The organism is Alphaproteobacteria bacterium SS10 (assembly GCA_019192455.1).
Taxonomy (GTDB): Bacteria; Pseudomonadota; Alphaproteobacteria; order TMED2; family TMED2; genus TMED2.
Map to the genome: position 1 here is coordinate 1,175,810 of JAHCML010000003.1, position 15,005 is coordinate 1,190,814.

At 57.3% G+C, this 15,005-nt stretch carries 15 protein-coding genes and 1 tRNA gene; 10 read left to right on the forward strand and 6 right to left on the reverse strand.

The window, feature by feature from the left end; genetic code table 11:
• Positions 1-47: 47 nt before the first annotated feature.
• Both KI792_05805 and mfd read left to right on the forward strand, forming a co-directional pair.
• Positions 48-350 carry a succinate dehydrogenase assembly factor 2 gene (locus KI792_05805; GenBank protein ID MBV6632533.1) on the forward strand — a complete coding sequence of 101 codons (303 nt, stop codon included), beginning with the start codon at positions 48-50 and terminating at the stop codon, positions 348-350.
• A 67-nt stretch (positions 351-417) separates the two neighbouring features.
• Positions 418-3,948 (forward strand): transcription-repair coupling factor, encoded by a 3,531-nt coding sequence (mfd, locus tag KI792_05810; protein MBV6632534.1) that lies wholly within the window; start codon positions 418-420, stop codon positions 3,946-3,948.
• On the opposite strand, the gene KI792_05815 is transcribed toward mfd, so the two are convergent.
• Positions 3,945-4,628, reverse strand: a complete 684-nt coding sequence (locus tag KI792_05815) for a DsbA family oxidoreductase (GenBank protein ID MBV6632535.1) — start codon at positions 4,626-4,628, stop codon at positions 3,945-3,947. The two genes, mfd and KI792_05815, sit on opposite strands and share 4 nt — an antisense overlap.
• Before the next feature lie 72 nt (positions 4,629-4,700).
• Here KI792_05815 and KI792_05820 point away from each other — a divergent pair, with 72 nt between their 5' ends.
• Both KI792_05820 and KI792_05825 read left to right on the forward strand, forming a co-directional pair.
• Complete coding sequence (locus tag KI792_05820) at positions 4,701-5,495, forward strand: SDR family oxidoreductase (GenBank protein ID MBV6632536.1); 795 nt, start codon at positions 4,701-4,703, stop codon at positions 5,493-5,495.
• A gap of 65 nt (positions 5,496-5,560) precedes the next feature.
• Positions 5,561-6,001, forward strand: a complete 441-nt coding sequence (locus KI792_05825) for a hypothetical protein (protein MBV6632537.1) — start codon at positions 5,561-5,563, stop codon at positions 5,999-6,001.
• Here KI792_05825 and KI792_05830 read toward each other — a convergent pair.
• The 5 genes from KI792_05830 to KI792_05850 form a co-directional block, all read right to left on the reverse strand.
• Positions 5,998-6,573, reverse strand: coding sequence for a DoxX family protein (locus tag KI792_05830; protein MBV6632538.1), 576 nt, complete (start codon positions 6,571-6,573; stop codon positions 5,998-6,000). The two genes, KI792_05825 and KI792_05830, sit on opposite strands and share 4 nt — an antisense overlap.
• Before the next feature lie 26 nt (positions 6,574-6,599).
• Positions 6,600-7,388 carry a putative DNA-binding domain-containing protein gene (locus tag KI792_05835; GenBank protein ID MBV6632539.1) on the reverse strand — a complete coding sequence of 263 codons (789 nt, stop codon included), beginning with the start codon at positions 7,386-7,388 and terminating at the stop codon, positions 6,600-6,602.
• A complete protein-coding gene (locus KI792_05840; protein MBV6632540.1) occupies positions 7,372-8,256 on the reverse strand; it encodes a DUF692 domain-containing protein in 885 nt (294 codons plus the stop codon). The genes KI792_05835 and KI792_05840 overlap by 17 nt, the downstream gene beginning before the upstream one ends.
• 75 nt (positions 8,257-8,331) lie before the next feature.
• The gene (locus KI792_05845; protein ID MBV6632541.1) at positions 8,332-8,709 is read right to left on the reverse strand and encodes a DUF2282 domain-containing protein; all 378 of its coding nucleotides are present in this window, start codon (positions 8,707-8,709) and stop codon (positions 8,332-8,334) included.
• A 120-nt stretch (positions 8,710-8,829) separates the two neighbouring features.
• Positions 8,830-8,919, reverse strand: a tRNA-Ser gene (locus KI792_05850).
• Between the two features lie 190 nt (positions 8,920-9,109).
• Here KI792_05850 and KI792_05855 point away from each other — a divergent pair.
• The 6 genes from KI792_05855 to KI792_05880 all read left to right on the forward strand — a co-directional run bounded on the left by KI792_05855 (position 9,110) and on the right by KI792_05880 (position 14,983).
• Entirely contained in the window at positions 9,110-9,934 is an 825-nt protein-coding gene (locus KI792_05855; protein MBV6632542.1) for a YdcF family protein, read from the forward strand.
• Positions 9,931-11,067 (forward strand): lytic murein transglycosylase, encoded by a 1,137-nt coding sequence (locus tag KI792_05860; protein MBV6632543.1) that lies wholly within the window; start codon positions 9,931-9,933, stop codon positions 11,065-11,067. The genes KI792_05855 and KI792_05860 overlap by 4 nt, the downstream gene beginning before the upstream one ends.
• A 153-nt stretch (positions 11,068-11,220) precedes the next feature.
• Positions 11,221-12,144: a septal ring lytic transglycosylase RlpA family protein gene (locus KI792_05865; protein ID MBV6632544.1), complete on the forward strand. Its 924-nt coding sequence runs from the start codon at positions 11,221-11,223 to the stop codon at positions 12,142-12,144.
• Between the two features lie 34 nt (positions 12,145-12,178).
• Complete coding sequence (locus KI792_05870) at positions 12,179-13,330, forward strand: D-alanyl-D-alanine carboxypeptidase (GenBank protein ID MBV6632545.1); 1,152 nt, start codon at positions 12,179-12,181, stop codon at positions 13,328-13,330.
• Complete coding sequence (gene tmk, locus KI792_05875) at positions 13,330-13,983, forward strand: dTMP kinase (GenBank protein ID MBV6632546.1); 654 nt, start codon at positions 13,330-13,332, stop codon at positions 13,981-13,983. The genes KI792_05870 and tmk overlap by 1 nt, the downstream gene beginning before the upstream one ends.
• Positions 13,976-14,983: a DNA polymerase III subunit delta' gene (locus tag KI792_05880; protein MBV6632547.1), complete on the forward strand. Its 1,008-nt coding sequence runs from the start codon at positions 13,976-13,978 to the stop codon at positions 14,981-14,983. The genes tmk and KI792_05880 overlap by 8 nt, the downstream gene beginning before the upstream one ends.
• The last annotated feature ends 22 nt before the right edge of the window (positions 14,984-15,005 follow it).

A 15,005-nucleotide genomic window follows, 5' to 3' on the forward strand; every position in this document is an offset into this window, starting at 1 on the left:
AATGCCATATCGCTGCCAACGCCACCGCAGATATGCTGATGATCATTATGACCGATGCCCAACCAGAGACCGTCTCCGCCGACGAGGCCCGTGATATCCGCCGCCGCCAACTTCGCTATCGCAGTTGGAAGCGTGGAACGAAGGAGATGGACCTGCTCATGGGCAACTTCGCTGATGCCTATCTAGACGGGTTCAGTGACGAAGAACTCGATCAATTTGAATGGCTTCTGCGGGAGAATGATCCCGATCTCTACAATTGGTTCGTGGGCGTATCCCAGCCGCCTGCCGATTATGAGAATCCAATGCTCGCCCGCTTCCTCGCTTTCGACTATAAGCCCGATCCCCGGTAACCGCCGCCGGTTGGCAGCGGCACCAAGATGACCGAAGACGCGCAATCCGGCGCCTGGATGACAAGTAATGTCGCAAACCCTTCATGCCGCCAAAGAAGATGATTTGGCCGATGATGATGGCTCTGACCTGATTGGTACCCTGATTTTTGGGGCACCTTCGGGTCATGATGCGCGTGTTCTGGCCGATCTGGCCCGGGATCGGGTTGGTGGCCTGGTCCATATTGCCCTTGATGATACCCGAACGGCGCTGTTGGAAGAGCTATTGGCCTTCTTCGCACCGGATGTTGAGGTCATCACCTTTCCGGCTTGGGACTGTCTGCCCTATGACCGTGTTTCCCCGAAGATGGAGATTGTTGGTCAACGGATCGACGCGCTTAACCGTCTGAACCGCGACGTGCCAAAGGGCAAATCGCGGCTGCTTCTGACAACCGTCAACGCCATTCTCCAAAAGGTTCCGCCACGCGATGCGTTTGAGGAGGCGAGCCTGACCGTTGAGGTTGGTGGCCGCCTTGACCCCGACCATTTACAGCGGTTTCTGGCCCGAAACGGCTATGCCCGCGCCCATACGGTCCGTGAGCCGGGTGAGTATGCCATTCGGGGCGGCATTGTAGATCTGTACCCACCTGCCGCTGATGGGCCGATCCGGATCGATCTGTTCGGCGATGATGTTGAGAGCATCCGCCTCTTCGATCCCGTCACTCAACGGACCACGGATAAGCTGAAGGAGGCTGTCCTGGTCCCGATCACTGAGCTGTTTCTTGATGAACCATCGATTGAGCGCTTCCGGACCGGCTATCGCGCCCTGTTCGGTGCTGTCAACGATGATGACCTGCTCTATGAGGCGATAAGCGAGGGCCGCAAACATCCGGGCATGGAGCATTGGCTGCCGCTGTTTTATGAGCGACTGGACACGGTTCTCGACTACGTGCCTAGCGCTGGGATCAGCTTTGATGCCCAGGCCGTGGCTGCGCACCGCTCGCGCTTAGAGCAGATCGAAGACTTCTTCGATGCCCGACAAACAATGATGGAAAGCAGGGGGAAGGGTGATAGTTCCCCGGGCGTGCTCTACCGGCCGGTGCCGACCGAGCGCCTATTCCTAACCGATGGCGGTTTTGAGCGTGCCCTTGAAGGGCGTGACACCTTCCAACTGGCAAAAACGGGGGCCAGTGCCGAGGCTGAACACAGCGCTGACGGCGTCGGCAGTGGCGGCCGCAAGGGACGTGACTTTGGCGACATTCGCGCCCTGCCAGATGGTAATGTTTTCAGTGCCCTACTTGAGCATGCTGAAGCTCAATTGAAGGCTGGTCGACGGTTCCTATTGGCCGCCTATAGCCATGGTTCCTTAGATCGCCTCCGCGCGCTCATGATCGATCATGAGTTACCAGAACCGCTTAACGTGGACAGTTGGGCCGAAGCCGAGAAGGCGAAGCCAGACCAATGGATGGCCGCCATTCTGGGCCTTGAGACCGGTTTTGAGAGTGAAGACCTCACCGTCGTCACCGAACAAGACCTGCTCGGTGATCGGCTAACCCGTAGACGGAAGCGCCGGCGCCGTTCTGACAAGTTCCTGCTGGAGGTTGGTGGGCTTAGTGAGGGAGACCTGCTTGTCCACGCCGAGCATGGCATCGGTCGGTTTGAAGGGCTTGAGACCCTGGATGTTGGTGGTGCCCCACACGATTGCCTCCGCATGATCTATGACGGTGGCGACAAACTGTTCGTTCCCGTTGAAAATATTGATGTTCTAAGTCGCTTTGGCTCCGATGAGGCGGTATCCGCCCTTGATAAGCTTGGTGGTGCCGGTTGGCAGGCACGCCGGGCGCGGGTCAAGAAGCGCCTGATGGATATGGCGGAGGAGTTGGTGCGCATCGCAGCCGCTCGCGAACTTCGCCAGGCTCCACCGATCAGTCCACCAGCTGGCGCTTATGACGAGTTCTCCGCCCGGTTCCCCTATGATGAGACCGATGACCAGTTGATGGCCATTGAGGACACGCTTGGTGACCTCTCAAAAGGCAAGCCCATGGACCGGTTGGTCTGCGGTGATGTTGGTTTTGGCAAAACTGAGGTTGCGCAGCGGGCCGCCTATACCGTGGCCATGGCCGGGCAACAGGTTGCCATCGTGGTGCCAACCACGCTTCTAGCCCGTCAGCACTATCAGAACTTTAAAGATCGCTTTGCCGGTTTGCCATTGAAGGTGGCGCAGCTATCCCGTCTGGTTTCTGCCAAAGAAGCCAAAGAGGTGAAGGAGGGGCTGGCTGACGGCACCGTCGATATCGTCATCGGCACCCATGCGCTTCTAGCCAAATCAATCAGCTTTGATCGCCTAGGCATGTTGGTGGTGGATGAAGAGCAGCGCTTTGGTGTCCGGCAGAAGGAACGCCTTAAGCAGATGCGTGAGGACATTCACGTCCTGACACTGACCGCGACGCCGATCCCCAGAACACTCCAGCTCTCGCTCACAGGTGTTCGTGATCTCAGCTTGATTACCACGCCACCGGTGGATCGCTTGGCGGTTCGGACCTTCGTCCTGCCGTTTGATAGCGTGATTATCCGGGAAGCTTTGATGCGAGAGCATTTCCGGGGAGGTCAATCCTTCTATGTCTGCCCAAGGATTGAGGATTTGGACCGGGTTGCCCGCCGTATTCGGGAAATGGCGCCGGAGCTTCGGTTGATTATGGCCCATGGTCAGATGGCGCCTGCCGCCCTTGAGGATGTGATGGAGGCCTATGATCGCGGTGAATATGACGTGCTCTTGGCGACCAACATTATTGAGGCTGGGCTCGACATTCCGAATGCCAACACGCTGATCGTCCACCGGGCCGACATGTTTGGCCTGGCGCAGCTGTATCAGATCCGGGGACGGGTAGGCCGTTCCAAGGTCCGAGGCTATGCCTATATGACCTATCCGGCTGATCGGAAGCTCACCGCGATTGCTGAGAAACGCCTGCAAGTCCTTGAAACCCTGGATACATTGGGTGCTGGCTTTAACCTCGCCAGCTATGACATGGATATTCGTGGGGCCGGTAACCTGCTGGGTGAGGCGCAGTCAGGCCACATCAAAGAGGTGGGGATCGAACTCTACCAGCAGATGCTGCGCGAGGCGGTTGAAGAGGCCCGCAATGGTGGCGCTGGGGCGGAGGGTGCCGCTAAATGGACGCCGCAGATCAATCTGGGCATGCCGGTCTTGATCCCTAAAGCATTCGTTCAGGATTTGAATGTCCGCCTATCTCTGTACCGGCGGCTTGGTGACCTTGTGGCTGATGAGGATATCGACAATTTTGCTGCTGAAATGGTGGACCGGTTTGGCAAGCTACCGACCGAGGTTGAGAACCTGCTCGCCGTGGTTCGTATCAAGGCCCTGTGCCGGATTGCCAATGTGGCCAAGGTGGATGCCGGACCAAAAGGTGCCATTGTCGCCTTCCATCAGGATAAGTTCGAGAAGGTCGATAAGCTGATGGAATACCTAAATAAACAGCGTGGCCTGGTGAAGATGCGGCCGGATCAACGTCTAGTGTTTATCCGGGCATGGGAAGATCGCGGGCAACGCCTTGCTGGCACGAAGCGTGTGCTGCAGGAACTTGCTGATATGGCTGTGGGTTAAGCGGAGCTATGGCCGGTGCCGATTGACGCGCCAACGGTTTCGAGGCTCGCCATCTGATCCAATGAGGAGAGATCAAATAGGGGTGCGAAGGTCTCCGGGTCATGCGCGCCGGCAATGGCATATTGCTGATCCACAATGAAGCAGGGCACCGCGTGAACGCCTAAACGCCGGGCATTGATGTCTGAGCTGCGCACCGCAGCCCGTTCATCATCGCTGTCTAGAAAGGCTTCGACCTCTGGGCGGTCCATGCCCAACTCCTCGGCCAGGCCAGCCAGGACGCCTAAATCACCAGTGTCCAGGCCCTCAACAAAGTAGCCATCGAATAGTTTGTCCACCATGGCCGATGCCTTGCCATTACGGTCAGCGAAGCGGACCAGGCGATGGGCATCGACGGTGTTCGGGGTTCGGCGGATAAGGTCGAGATTAAGGCCAATGCCGTCACGCTCTGCCGTTTGCTCCAGCATGGTCAGAACCTGGAGCGCACGTTCCCGGCTGCCGAACTTCAGACTTAGATAGGCAAAGCGGTCCATACCCTCCGCGGGCATGTCTGGGTTCAGTTGAAACGGCAACCAACGCAAATCGGCAGCACTATTGCCCCGTGCATCTAGGGCACGGTCCAATCGGCGTTTCCCGATATAGCACCACGGGCACACCACATCTGCGAAGATTTCGATCAACATGGCCCCACTATGCCATGATCCGCGCCCAAAGGGAATCGGCGTCACCTTTTTCTAGTCAGCTGGAAAAGCACAATGAATTCAGACAAGTACTATCCGAATCTGGAAGGGCGCCATGCAATTGTTACTGGCGCGTCATCGGGTTTAGGCCGGCACTTTGCCAGCACTCTAGCGAACCACGGCGCGGGGGTAACCTTGGCCGCTCGGCGTGTAGAACGGCTGGAAGCCTTACGAGATGATATTATCGATGCTGGTGGTCAGGCAGACCTTATCGAGTTGGATGTTACGGACACTGACGCCATCGGGGAGCGGCTAGGCCGTCATACCGATCAGTTCGGCGTCCCGGATATTCTGATCAATAACGCCGGGACCGCGGTCACCAAGAGGGCCATCAATCATGAAGAGGGTGATTGGGACCATGTCATGGATACCAATCTGAAGGGCCTGTTCTTTGTTGCGAAGCATTTCGCCAGCGCTGCCAGCCAGGCGGTTAAGGATGGTAAGCGGCCTGAAGCATCGATCGTTAACATCGCCTCAATCGTTGGTTTGCGCCCGGCTAGCCATGTTCTGGCCTATGCCGTTGCCAAGGCTGGCGTTGTTCAACTGACCAAGTGCTTGGCCCTAGAGTGGGTCCGCCACGGTATTCGCGTTAACGCAATCGCGCCCGGCTACATTAAGACCGAGTTGAATGAAGCCTTCTTCGAGGGTGAGGCTGGTCAGAAACTTATCGATCGGATCCCGCAGCGACAATTGGGCGAGGCCAGTGATCTGGACGGCCTATTGCTCCTGTTGGTTGATGGGGACCGTGGGCGTTTCATGACCGGCGGCATTTACCCCGCCGATGGTGGGCATCTGATCCAATCGCTTTAACCGCCTAGGCGAGGGCTGGCAGCTCAGTTATCCTTTGGCTATCGGTTTGTATGGAAGGGCCTGACATGGCAATAGGCGATCATAAGCGTGAGCGGCTTAAAGCCGCCTTGGTTGGTACCAAGGGCAATGCCTCTGAGGCTCGGCGCCGCTTGATGAAGGAGCTTGAGACCGATGAGCTCCTTTTCCGTGAGCTGGCTGCACCCTTCATGCATGGGATTGTGAGCCACGCCCTGGACAACTACGCAAAGTCGATTGGCCTACCAACGACCCATTCGCCGCGACGACCAGAGCCGCAAGCAACACCGCCGGCTAAAGAGTTAGACCCTGAAATCCTGGATCAGGTAATCGGCCAGATTGGACGCAATCCGGCGGCCACATCTAATGCCCCGGCCGCCAAAAGTCTGGCCGATCTGCCAACCAAGAAGCACGATCCTGGCAAGCAGGCACAGACCATGATGGCGCTGGCCAATGTCTATAAGAAGAAGCGCGCCGCTGAGGGCTATTAGGCGCCCGCTTCATCAGTCTTATCAGTGACTTCTTGGTCGATTCTGGTGCCCTTTGGCCGGTCTAGGCCAAACAGGGCATCAAGTGACAGGAGGCCAGGCCCCCGCGCAATCACGATAAGGGCGGCAATTCCCCACCAAACATGGCTGCCCCAGAAGCTGGCGGCGTCGGGGAAGACAAAGAACTCAATGACCAAGGTCATGATCAGTAGCCCAATGGCGGAGGCGCGGCTGAACAGCCCGGCGATGAGCAGCAAGGGCAGGGCAATTTCCATCACGCCTGCCAGCTCGGCGAACCGCTCAATCCACCACAGCATACTCTCGCTATAGGTGCCTTCAACCACATCCTCACAAAGGATCAGGGCACCTGGACGCAGCTCTTCAGGGCAGAAAAACTCATAAAGAAAAAGGTCATAGGTAACTGGTTCAAATGAGAACAAGCCGTTCCACTTGGCCAGTCCAGACAGCAGAAACACCCGGGCAACAACCAACCTGGCACCAAGCAGGGCGAATGGCTCAAGGTGGTTCAGGGATTGGGCGAGGGTGGCATGCCAACCGATTAGCTTTTTGATCATGTGGGAGGTTCCTGGTCTTTGACTTCTTATGATTGTTCGGTGGGTAGTCGGATATCGGTGAACAGGCCGGCTGACAGCGTGGCGGCGAATAGTGTCTGTGGCTCGAGGGCAGGATCGTCGGCCAAGGCTAGGTCTAGCGCTGCACTGATCGACAGCTCTTGCTTTAAGCAACGCAGAAAGGCCGTTTCTGACGGCGTTAGCGGTCGCGACTGCACTTCCTGATCAAATCGCCAGGCCAGGACGGTTATCGCCTCTGTCGCTACTTCTTGAGTTGCCTCAGGTGCTTGCCCAGCACGCAGTTGGAGCCACAGATCGTAAAGGCCATAGCCTATATCGATTAGGTGAACGTGGTCTGCCAGATCCAACAAGGCGCCATCGAGCCCCCGGCCGCCCATTTCTGCGACTTTTCGAGGATCTAATGGTGTCTGCTCTGGTGCTAGATGGGCCAGAAGCCAGCCACGATCTAGCCGAGCGAGATCGCTGAGCCATGGCAGTTTGTGTTCAGCCTCGGCATCGGTGATGAAATCCGGCAGCGTATCGCCAAACCCGACAAGGCTACGGCTGGCATTCCGATGCTTATCGACATAGGCCCGGGCCATAGCCTGAAAGAAGGCATCGCCCATCACCATGGCGACGGCGGGATAGTTGGAGCGCAGCGCGTCCACACCGGCCATAACGCTAGAGTTCCGGTAAATCAGGGCTTTAGGACCGGGATCGACACCACCAGCCATAAGGTCACTAAGACTCTCAGATCCAGCTTTGCCATCAATGAACGCACTGATCTGTTCAAAATGGGCACTAAGAGGCGAGGGCATGGGCTGGCCTATTGGGATCGATGGTTTTGATCGCTTGTTCCGCCCGATCACGCTCGGCGAGGAGTTCGGTAAAGGCTGGAATGTTGCTATCCCGTTCGACAAGGACAGGCTTGGGGCCCAAGTGCTCCAGGGCAACCTCCAGCAGGTCCCAGACACCCTCGGCAACCGGTGCGTTGTGGCTGTCGATCAGCATAGCCGCACCTAAATTGGGGTCTTCTTCATGTCCAGCGATATGGATTTCGCCAACCAAATCAGCCGGTAGCGCCTTGATATAGCCATGGGGGTCGAGGCCGACATTGTTGGCGCTGATCCAGACATTGTTCACGTCTAGCAGGACGCCGCACCCGGCGGATCTCGCCACATCGCACAGGAAATCCGGCTCAATGATCTCATGGGCGAAATCGAGATAGTTCGTCGGGTTCTCAATAAGAATTTGTCTGCCGATGAGCTCTTGAAACTCGGTGACGCGATTGATGAGGTGCTGGCGTGCCTCATCCGTTCTCGGCAAGGGCAGCAGATCGGCGTAGTAGTTGCCGTCATGGCTACACCAAGCCGCGTGCTCGGAAACCTGCTCTGGCTCATAACGATCAATAAGGCTGCGTAAGCCATTGATATGCTGTTGATCGTAGGGATCCAGACTACCCAGTGATGCCCCAACACCATGGAGGCTTAGGGCGCGATTTTGGCGGATGGCATCGAGCCAATCCAGGCGTGGACCGCCATCAACCATGTAGTTTTCGGGATGAACCTCAACCCAGAGCGATGCATCCTGATGATCTAGAACATCGCGATAGTGATCTGGCTTTAAGCCGATACCCGCATGGGCTGGCAGGCCAAAGACTGGGTCAGGTGGGGTTGCCGTGGTCATTTTTCTTATGTCTTCAGGGCAAACAAAGAGGGGCTGAGTATAGCACCCAGCCCCTTCGTAGAAGCGCAAAGCCGATTAGGCTGGGTTGTTGCGGTCCAGCGGCTTCAATGAGGCCGGTCCATGTGGCGTTTCAATAAACTCGCAAGACCCTTTCGGTGCATAGGTCCAGGCGTTGCCTTGGAAATCGATGGTGGAGGTGCCTTGGCAGCTTGTGCCAGCACCAGCTTTACAATCATTCTCACCAGCCAGAGAGATGCCGTAGCACTTGTCCTTCCGGCCAGAGAGCGAATTGCCATCGACCCAGGCTTCAAACTTCTCAGCCACGGCGGCTGGTGCACCACCGGTCAATGATAGTTGGCCATTCGGCTTAGCGTCAGCCGTGCCAGCGGTTGCCGCGGCGGCGAGTAGGGCGCCAGCAGCGAGAGATGAGGCAAGTAGGGTAGGTTTCGACATCGGTTGGGGCTCCTCTTGGGTGTCCTATTATGATGCCGGGAGTATCAAACAGATCGAATATCACGAGAAACTAACGTCCTCGTGAGGTCATCAAGATCATCGATGGATTATCGGGAAGTATGGCGGATGGGGTGGGATTCGAACCCACGAAGGGCGTGAACCCTTGCTGGTTTTCAAGACCAGTGCTTTCAACCGCTCAGCCACCCATCCGTTTCTGTGCGCTCTCATAACAAGTCCAAATCGGATTGGCGAGAGGCTATGATGCGGTTGTTCATTCTCACCACCCGGTGAGGTATCGAAATCATCCTGACAATCGATGTTCTACGTCAGCGAAATCCTAGACATTCTCTTGGCCCCAAGTCTTTGGCTGGTAAGCGCAATCCTGTTTGGCATGGCGCTTATGACCCGCTGGCCAATCTGGGGAAAACGGCTTGCTCTTGGTGCAGCCGGGCTATTGCTGTTGGTGGGTTTGTTGCCGGTTGGGGATTTTCTGATTCGGCCATTGGAAGCCCGCTTCCCTGCAATTGAGGATACTGGCGATCGTGGTTGGGGTCTTGGGCAGCGCCCGCATATCGCGGTTGTCCTAGGTGGGGCTGTCCAACCAGTTCTGAGCAATGGGGCTGAAAAGATTGCGGTTAATGGGGCGGCGGAGCGGCTACTGGCCACCGCCGCAATGGCAAAGCGCGAGCCCGGTCTCGCCATTATTGTTAGCGGTGGGGCCGGGAGCCTTTGGTCCGGCGACGCAGAAGCGCCGCTAATTGCAGAGTGGCTATCCATGCAAGGAGTGCCTGGTAATCAGCTGATTTTAGATGATAAATCCCGTAACACCTATGAGAACGCAAACTTCTCAATCGACATCCTTAAGCAGTCGATCCCATCCGATCAGCGCATGCGGTTAGCGATCATCACATCAGCGGCCCACATGCCCCGGGCTATTGGCAGCTTCCGGCGTGCCGCCGCTGCTGCGGGCCTGCTGGAGCTGGACCTTCTGGCCTACCCGGTGGATTACCGGAGCACACCAGTACCGCTGTTGCGGATACAGCGCGTCGGTGATGGTCTCTCCAATCTCGATGCGGCAAGTCGTGAGTGGCTGGCCCTCTTGGCCTACTTTTTTCTCGATCGTATCGACAGTCCGCTTCCCGGACCCGATATGCATGATCAGCCCATGGCCCCGGGTGAGCGACCGGAGCCACCAGCGTCTCCAGCCGAAGAAGACACCGAATGATCACCTATCCGGCCATTATCCGCACAACGGGATTATCCCTGATGATGGCGTCAGTTATGGCCGTTGGTCTTGCAGTGGCAGAGCCACCAATCGCGCCGAAGCCACCAGGAACCAAACCTGAAGCGCCGGTGGCAGAAGCTGCTCCAGATGGCGAACTTGCGGCGATCCCAACACCAAAGGTTAAGCCCGACGATATTCCGCCAGCGGCGGCACCATCTGGGCCCTATGAGCGTTGGGCTGCGGATTTCCGATCCAGATTACTGGCAAAGGGCGAGTTTTCAGCTGAGTTTCTTGATGAGCAGCTTGCCGATCTAAAGCTGATCCAGCGCGCAATTGAACTTGATCGCCGGCAACCCGAACGAACCCTGACACATGCTGAGTATTTGACCCGGGTCGTTAGCCAAACGAGAACCAACCAGGGCATTGACCGGTTTAAGCGATACCGCGAAGACCTGCGGGCGGCGGAAGAGAAGTTTGGCGTACCGGCGGAGATCGTAACGGCGCTTTGGGGCATTGAAACCAGTTATGGCGCCATCACCGGCGGTTTCGTTGTTAGGGACGCGTTGGCCACGCTGGCCTTCGAGGGGCGTCGGCGCAGCTTTTTTGAGGCTGAGTTGGTCAATCTGCTCAAGATCATTGAGCAAGAGGATCGTGATTACCGCGAGATGCTCGGCTCCTGGGCCGGTGCTATGGGGCAGAGCCAGTTCATGCCATCCAGCTTCCTTGCCTATGCCGTCGATGGGGATGGGGATGGTAAGCGAGATATCTGGGGCACCCAGCGCGATGTCTTCGCCTCCGCTGCCAACTATCTGAAACAGTCTGGTTGGCGTGAAGGTGAGCGTTGGGGCAGGGCGGTAAGCCTGCCATCAGGTTTTGATCGTAGCTTGGTTGGCAGTGATACCAGGCGGTCGATCAATGCTTGGCGCGATCTGGGTGTGACCCTCCGCGACGGTAGCGAGTTGCCGCCAGCGCTAGAGAACTTCACCGCGCGTCTGATCCAGCCAGATGGGGCTGGAGGTCCGGCGTTCCTTGCCTATCGAAACTTTGATGTGATCCTGCGTTGGAACCGCTCCAACTATTTTGCAACAGCGGTTGGTATCCTGTCGGATCGCATCCTTATCGGCGCCGAATGACGCCCAAAACAGGCTATCTTGCTGCCCTAGTTATCCACAGTTTATTCACAGGGGATATGGCAGGGCAGGATGACCAATCTGAAGACGTGTTTGGCTAACGTTTTTTCGCTAAAAACCAAAGCGTTGCGGCTTAGTTTGGGTTTGGTGGGTCTAGTGACGCTGTCCGCCTGTGCCGAGGCAACGCTGGTCACCCATATGGCCAAGCAGATGCCGGTTGATCTTGGCCCTGAGGTAGAAGCGCTGGGCAATCTTGCTCATCCGCATCGTGGTGGCCATTACAAGGTTGGTCTTCCCTATACGATTAAGGGCATCACTTATCGCCCCAAGGTCGATTATGACTATGACGAGGTGGGCATTGCCTCCTGGTATGGCCCGGGTTTCGACGGCAAGCTCACCGCCAATGGTGAGATTTACGACCAGGATCTTCTAACCGCCGCGCATAAGACGCTGCCCATGCCCAGCCTGGCGCGGGTGATTAATCTTGAGAATGGTCGGTCTGTGGTCGTGCGAATTAATGACCGGGGCCCATTTGCGCCCGGACGCATTATCGACATGTCTGATCGGGGCGCGCGCCTGCTTGGGTTCCACCAACAGGGCATCACTAAGGTCCGCGTGCAAATCCTTGCTGAGGAAAGCAAAATTCTCGCTGCTGCTGCTCAAGGCAAGCCCGTGCCACGCTATACCGGTATGGTTTTGAGTAAGGCGGCACCCGGTTTGGACGCCCCACCGGTGCCAAAGGCGAAGCCAAGCCTTGAGCCAGTTTTGGCCGTTGCCCAGCCGGTGCCGAATCCTGTGCCATCGGCGCGAGCTTTACTCGCCAATTGGCCTGGTCAGGATCAAGCAAATAGCGGTGCGCTCTATATTCAGCTAGCGGCGTTCCGTGACCCGGTGCGGGCAGATGCTGCGCGTCAATCCATCGGTCATCTAGGTCCTGCAGGGGTTTACCGCGCTGATCTATCACTCGGCACCTTCTATCGGCTGCGTCTCGGCCCGTTAAGTGATCGCGACCAGGCTGATCGACTGCTTGCCCAGGTGCTAAGAGCAGGGTATCCCGGAGCACGCATTATCGCTGACTAGGCGATCAATATCCGCTGCTCTTAGGGCCACTTCCATGCCGATTTCCATTGTCCTCAATGGGTTCCTTGCCGTCCTTCTAAGCCTGGTTTCACTGAGCGCTGCGTCAGCGCAGGCGATTGAGACCAAAGCCCGTGAAGCCATCATCGTTGATTTAGGCTCTGGTCGGGTGCTGCTCGACAAAAATGCTGATCAGCGCATGCCGACGGCGTCGATGAGCAAGCTCGGCACCATGTATATGGTTTTTGAGGCTGTTGATGAGGGGCGGCTGTCACTAGAGCAAACCCTGCCGGTGAGTGAGAAGGCCTGGCGCAAGGGTGGTTCTAAGATGTTTGTTGAGGTCGGCAGCATGGTCGCAGTCCAAGACCTCATGCGCGGCGTGATCATCCAATCGGGCAATGACGCCACCATCGTGCTGGCGGAAGGCTTGGCTGGTACCGAGGATGCCTTCGCCGATGCCATGACCCGACGGTTGCGTGAGATTGGTTTGGAAAACACCCAGTTTCAAAACGCCAGCGGTTGGCCGGACCCCGAGCATTACTCAACCGCCCGTGATCTATCAAAACTGGCGATCGAGCTGATCGAACGCTTTCCCCAGTTCTACCCCATCTACTCTGAGCGGGATTTCACCTTCAGTGGGATTAAGCAGGGTAATCGCAACCCGCTGCTGTATCGAAACATTGGTGCCGATGGTCTGAAGACCGGCCATACCAGCGAAGCGGGCTACGGACTGGTCGCATCAGCCGAGCGGGATAACCGCCGCCTTGTCATGGTCGTCAACGGCCTGGAGAGTGTTCAGGACCGCGCGGATGAGAGTGCTAAGCTGATTGAGTGGGCTTTTGCCAATTACGACGTTTACGACCTATTTGGTGCCAATCCTGATGCAACGGTTCATGACTTACCGGTCTGGCTGGGTGAAAGCCCAACTGTTGGCCTAAAGCTGGCGGAACCAGTAACCCTCGCGCTGAACCGTGAGGAACGTCGCAACCTCAATATGCGCTTTGAGTTGGAATCCCCAATTACCGCGCCGGTTAGTGCCGGGCAGCAGGTGGGCGCTTTGCTGATCGATGCTCCGGATGGCACGCGCTCCATTCCATTGCTTGCGCAGTCCGATGTGCCAAAACTGGGTTTCTCTGGCCGTGTTGAGGCCGCATTGACCCACATCCTGTTTGGGAGCAGCGCCCAATGATGGGTGAGGGGCTCTTCATCACGTTTGAAGGTGCCGACGGTGCCGGAAAAACAACTCAAATCAAACATTTGGCAGCCTACCTTGAGGGGCAGGGAAAGACCGTTGTGGTTACCCGCGAGCCTGGCGGTGTGCCGAATGGGGAAGCGGTGCGTGAGCTGTTGCTATCAAACCCCACACAGCCCTGGTCATCCCTAACAGAGGCGTTTCTGATCGCAGCGGCCCGCGCCGAACATGTGCGCAAGCTGATCCAACCGAGCCTCAATGAGGGTAAGGTTGTCATCTGTGATCGCTATTCTGATTCCACACTGGCCTATCAGGGATATGGCCGTGGCGTGCCGCTTGCCACCCTTCACGAGCTGGTCAATATGGCTGAGCAGGGCGCTAGGCCTGATCTGACCATCATCCTCGATATTGATATCGCCGCCGCCGCCGGTCGGGTTGGATCCCGGGGTGAGGCAAAGACGGTCTTCGAGACCACCGACAATGATTTCAGAACTCGGGTGCGCAATGGTTTTCTTGATCTAGCGGCCGGTGATCCCAATCGCTGCCGGGTGGTGGATGCCGACCGGGAAGAGGCGACCATCGCGGAGGAGGTTGAGGGGCTGGTGAAACAGTTCATGGATAGCCGTGCGGGAGCGGTAAGCCATGGCTGATGACGAACTACCCTGGGCGCCGCCAGCCGCACAGCCAGAGTTGTATGGTCATGANAGTGCGATTGCAGCCTTGAGCAGCGCGGTTAGTGCCGGACGCCTGCACCATGCCTGGATGATTACTGGGCCTGCCGGTGTTGGTAAGGCGACGCTGGCATATCGTTTTGCCCGGTATCTCTTGGCCGGACAGCGGGATGAGCAAGACCAGACCCTAGCGGTTCCGATGGAAGACCTGGCGGTCCAGCGCGTTATCGCTGGTAGCCACGGCGATTTGCTGACGGTTGAGCGTGGCTTTAACGAGAAGACCGGTAAGGCACGGACAGAGCTTCCGGTTGAGCAGGTAAGGAAGATCGCACCGTTTCTGCAGTCTACTGCTTCCGAGGGCGGCTGGCGGATTGTCATCTTGGACGATGCGGACACAATGAACCGCTCTTCCCAGAACGCACTTCTGAAAGTTTTGGAAGAACCGCCCGCTAAAGCGCTGTTATTGCTAATCTCTGCGCATCCAGAGCGGCTGTTGGCCACAATCCGTTCCCGCTGTCGCCAGCTGCCCCTGGAGCCCTTAGGGGCTGACGCTCTAACCGACGCAGTCTCAAAGCTCAGCAACGGCGAGATCGACAGCGGCACGACAGAGCGTCTTGCATCCTTGGCGGGTTACGCCCCAGGCCAAGTGCTCAAGCTATGGCAGGCAGAGGTGCCGGCGATGCTGGAGGACTTTGAGGCAGCATTGGCGCCCGAGGCCAGCGATATCCGACAACGTCTGGCCACCAATCTGGGCCAAGACCCATCCCGATGGGCCTATTTCGAGGCGATTGCAAAAGGCTGGCTGCACAATGCCGCCCAAACCCAGGCTCGCGCCAATGGCGCGCTTGATCCGCTCTTTGCCTTATGGGACAAGACCGGCCAATCCTTGAGCAACGCTGAGATCCGCAGCTTGGATCGCCGCTTGGCGGCTTTAGTACTGCTCGAGACCCTCTCTGGTCATGCCGCCTCCGTCGGTTAATCTCGAGCAACCTTATCTGGCA

Excerpts from the sequence above, each read along its gene's own strand:
- KI792_05805 (MBV6632533.1), top strand. The coding sequence starts at position 48 with ATGACCGATGCCCAACCAGAGACCGTCTCCGCCGACGAGGCCCGTGAT.
- mfd (MBV6632534.1), top strand. The coding sequence starts at position 418 with ATGTCGCAAACCCTTCATGCCGCCAAAGAAGATGATTTGGCCGATGAT.
- KI792_05815 (MBV6632535.1), bottom strand. The coding sequence starts at position 4,628 with ATGTTGATCGAAATCTTCGCAGATGTGGTGTGCCCGTGGTGCTATATC.
- KI792_05820 (MBV6632536.1), top strand. The coding sequence starts at position 4,701 with ATGAATTCAGACAAGTACTATCCGAATCTGGAAGGGCGCCATGCAATT.
- KI792_05825 (MBV6632537.1), top strand. The coding sequence starts at position 5,561 with ATGGCAATAGGCGATCATAAGCGTGAGCGGCTTAAAGCCGCCTTGGTT.
- KI792_05830 (MBV6632538.1), bottom strand. The coding sequence starts at position 6,573 with ATGATCAAAAAGCTAATCGGTTGGCATGCCACCCTCGCCCAATCCCTG.
- KI792_05835 (MBV6632539.1), bottom strand. The coding sequence starts at position 7,388 with ATGCCCTCGCCTCTTAGTGCCCATTTTGAACAGATCAGTGCGTTCATT.
- KI792_05840 (MBV6632540.1), bottom strand. The coding sequence starts at position 8,256 with ATGACCACGGCAACCCCACCTGACCCAGTCTTTGGCCTGCCAGCCCAT.
- KI792_05845 (MBV6632541.1), bottom strand. The coding sequence starts at position 8,709 with ATGTCGAAACCTACCCTACTTGCCTCATCTCTCGCTGCTGGCGCCCTA.
- KI792_05855 (MBV6632542.1), top strand. The coding sequence starts at position 9,110 with ATGACCCGCTGGCCAATCTGGGGAAAACGGCTTGCTCTTGGTGCAGCC.
- KI792_05860 (MBV6632543.1), top strand. The coding sequence starts at position 9,931 with ATGATCACCTATCCGGCCATTATCCGCACAACGGGATTATCCCTGATG.
- KI792_05870 (MBV6632545.1), top strand. The coding sequence starts at position 12,179 with ATGCCGATTTCCATTGTCCTCAATGGGTTCCTTGCCGTCCTTCTAAGC.
- tmk (MBV6632546.1), top strand. The coding sequence starts at position 13,330 with ATGGGTGAGGGGCTCTTCATCACGTTTGAAGGTGCCGACGGTGCCGGA.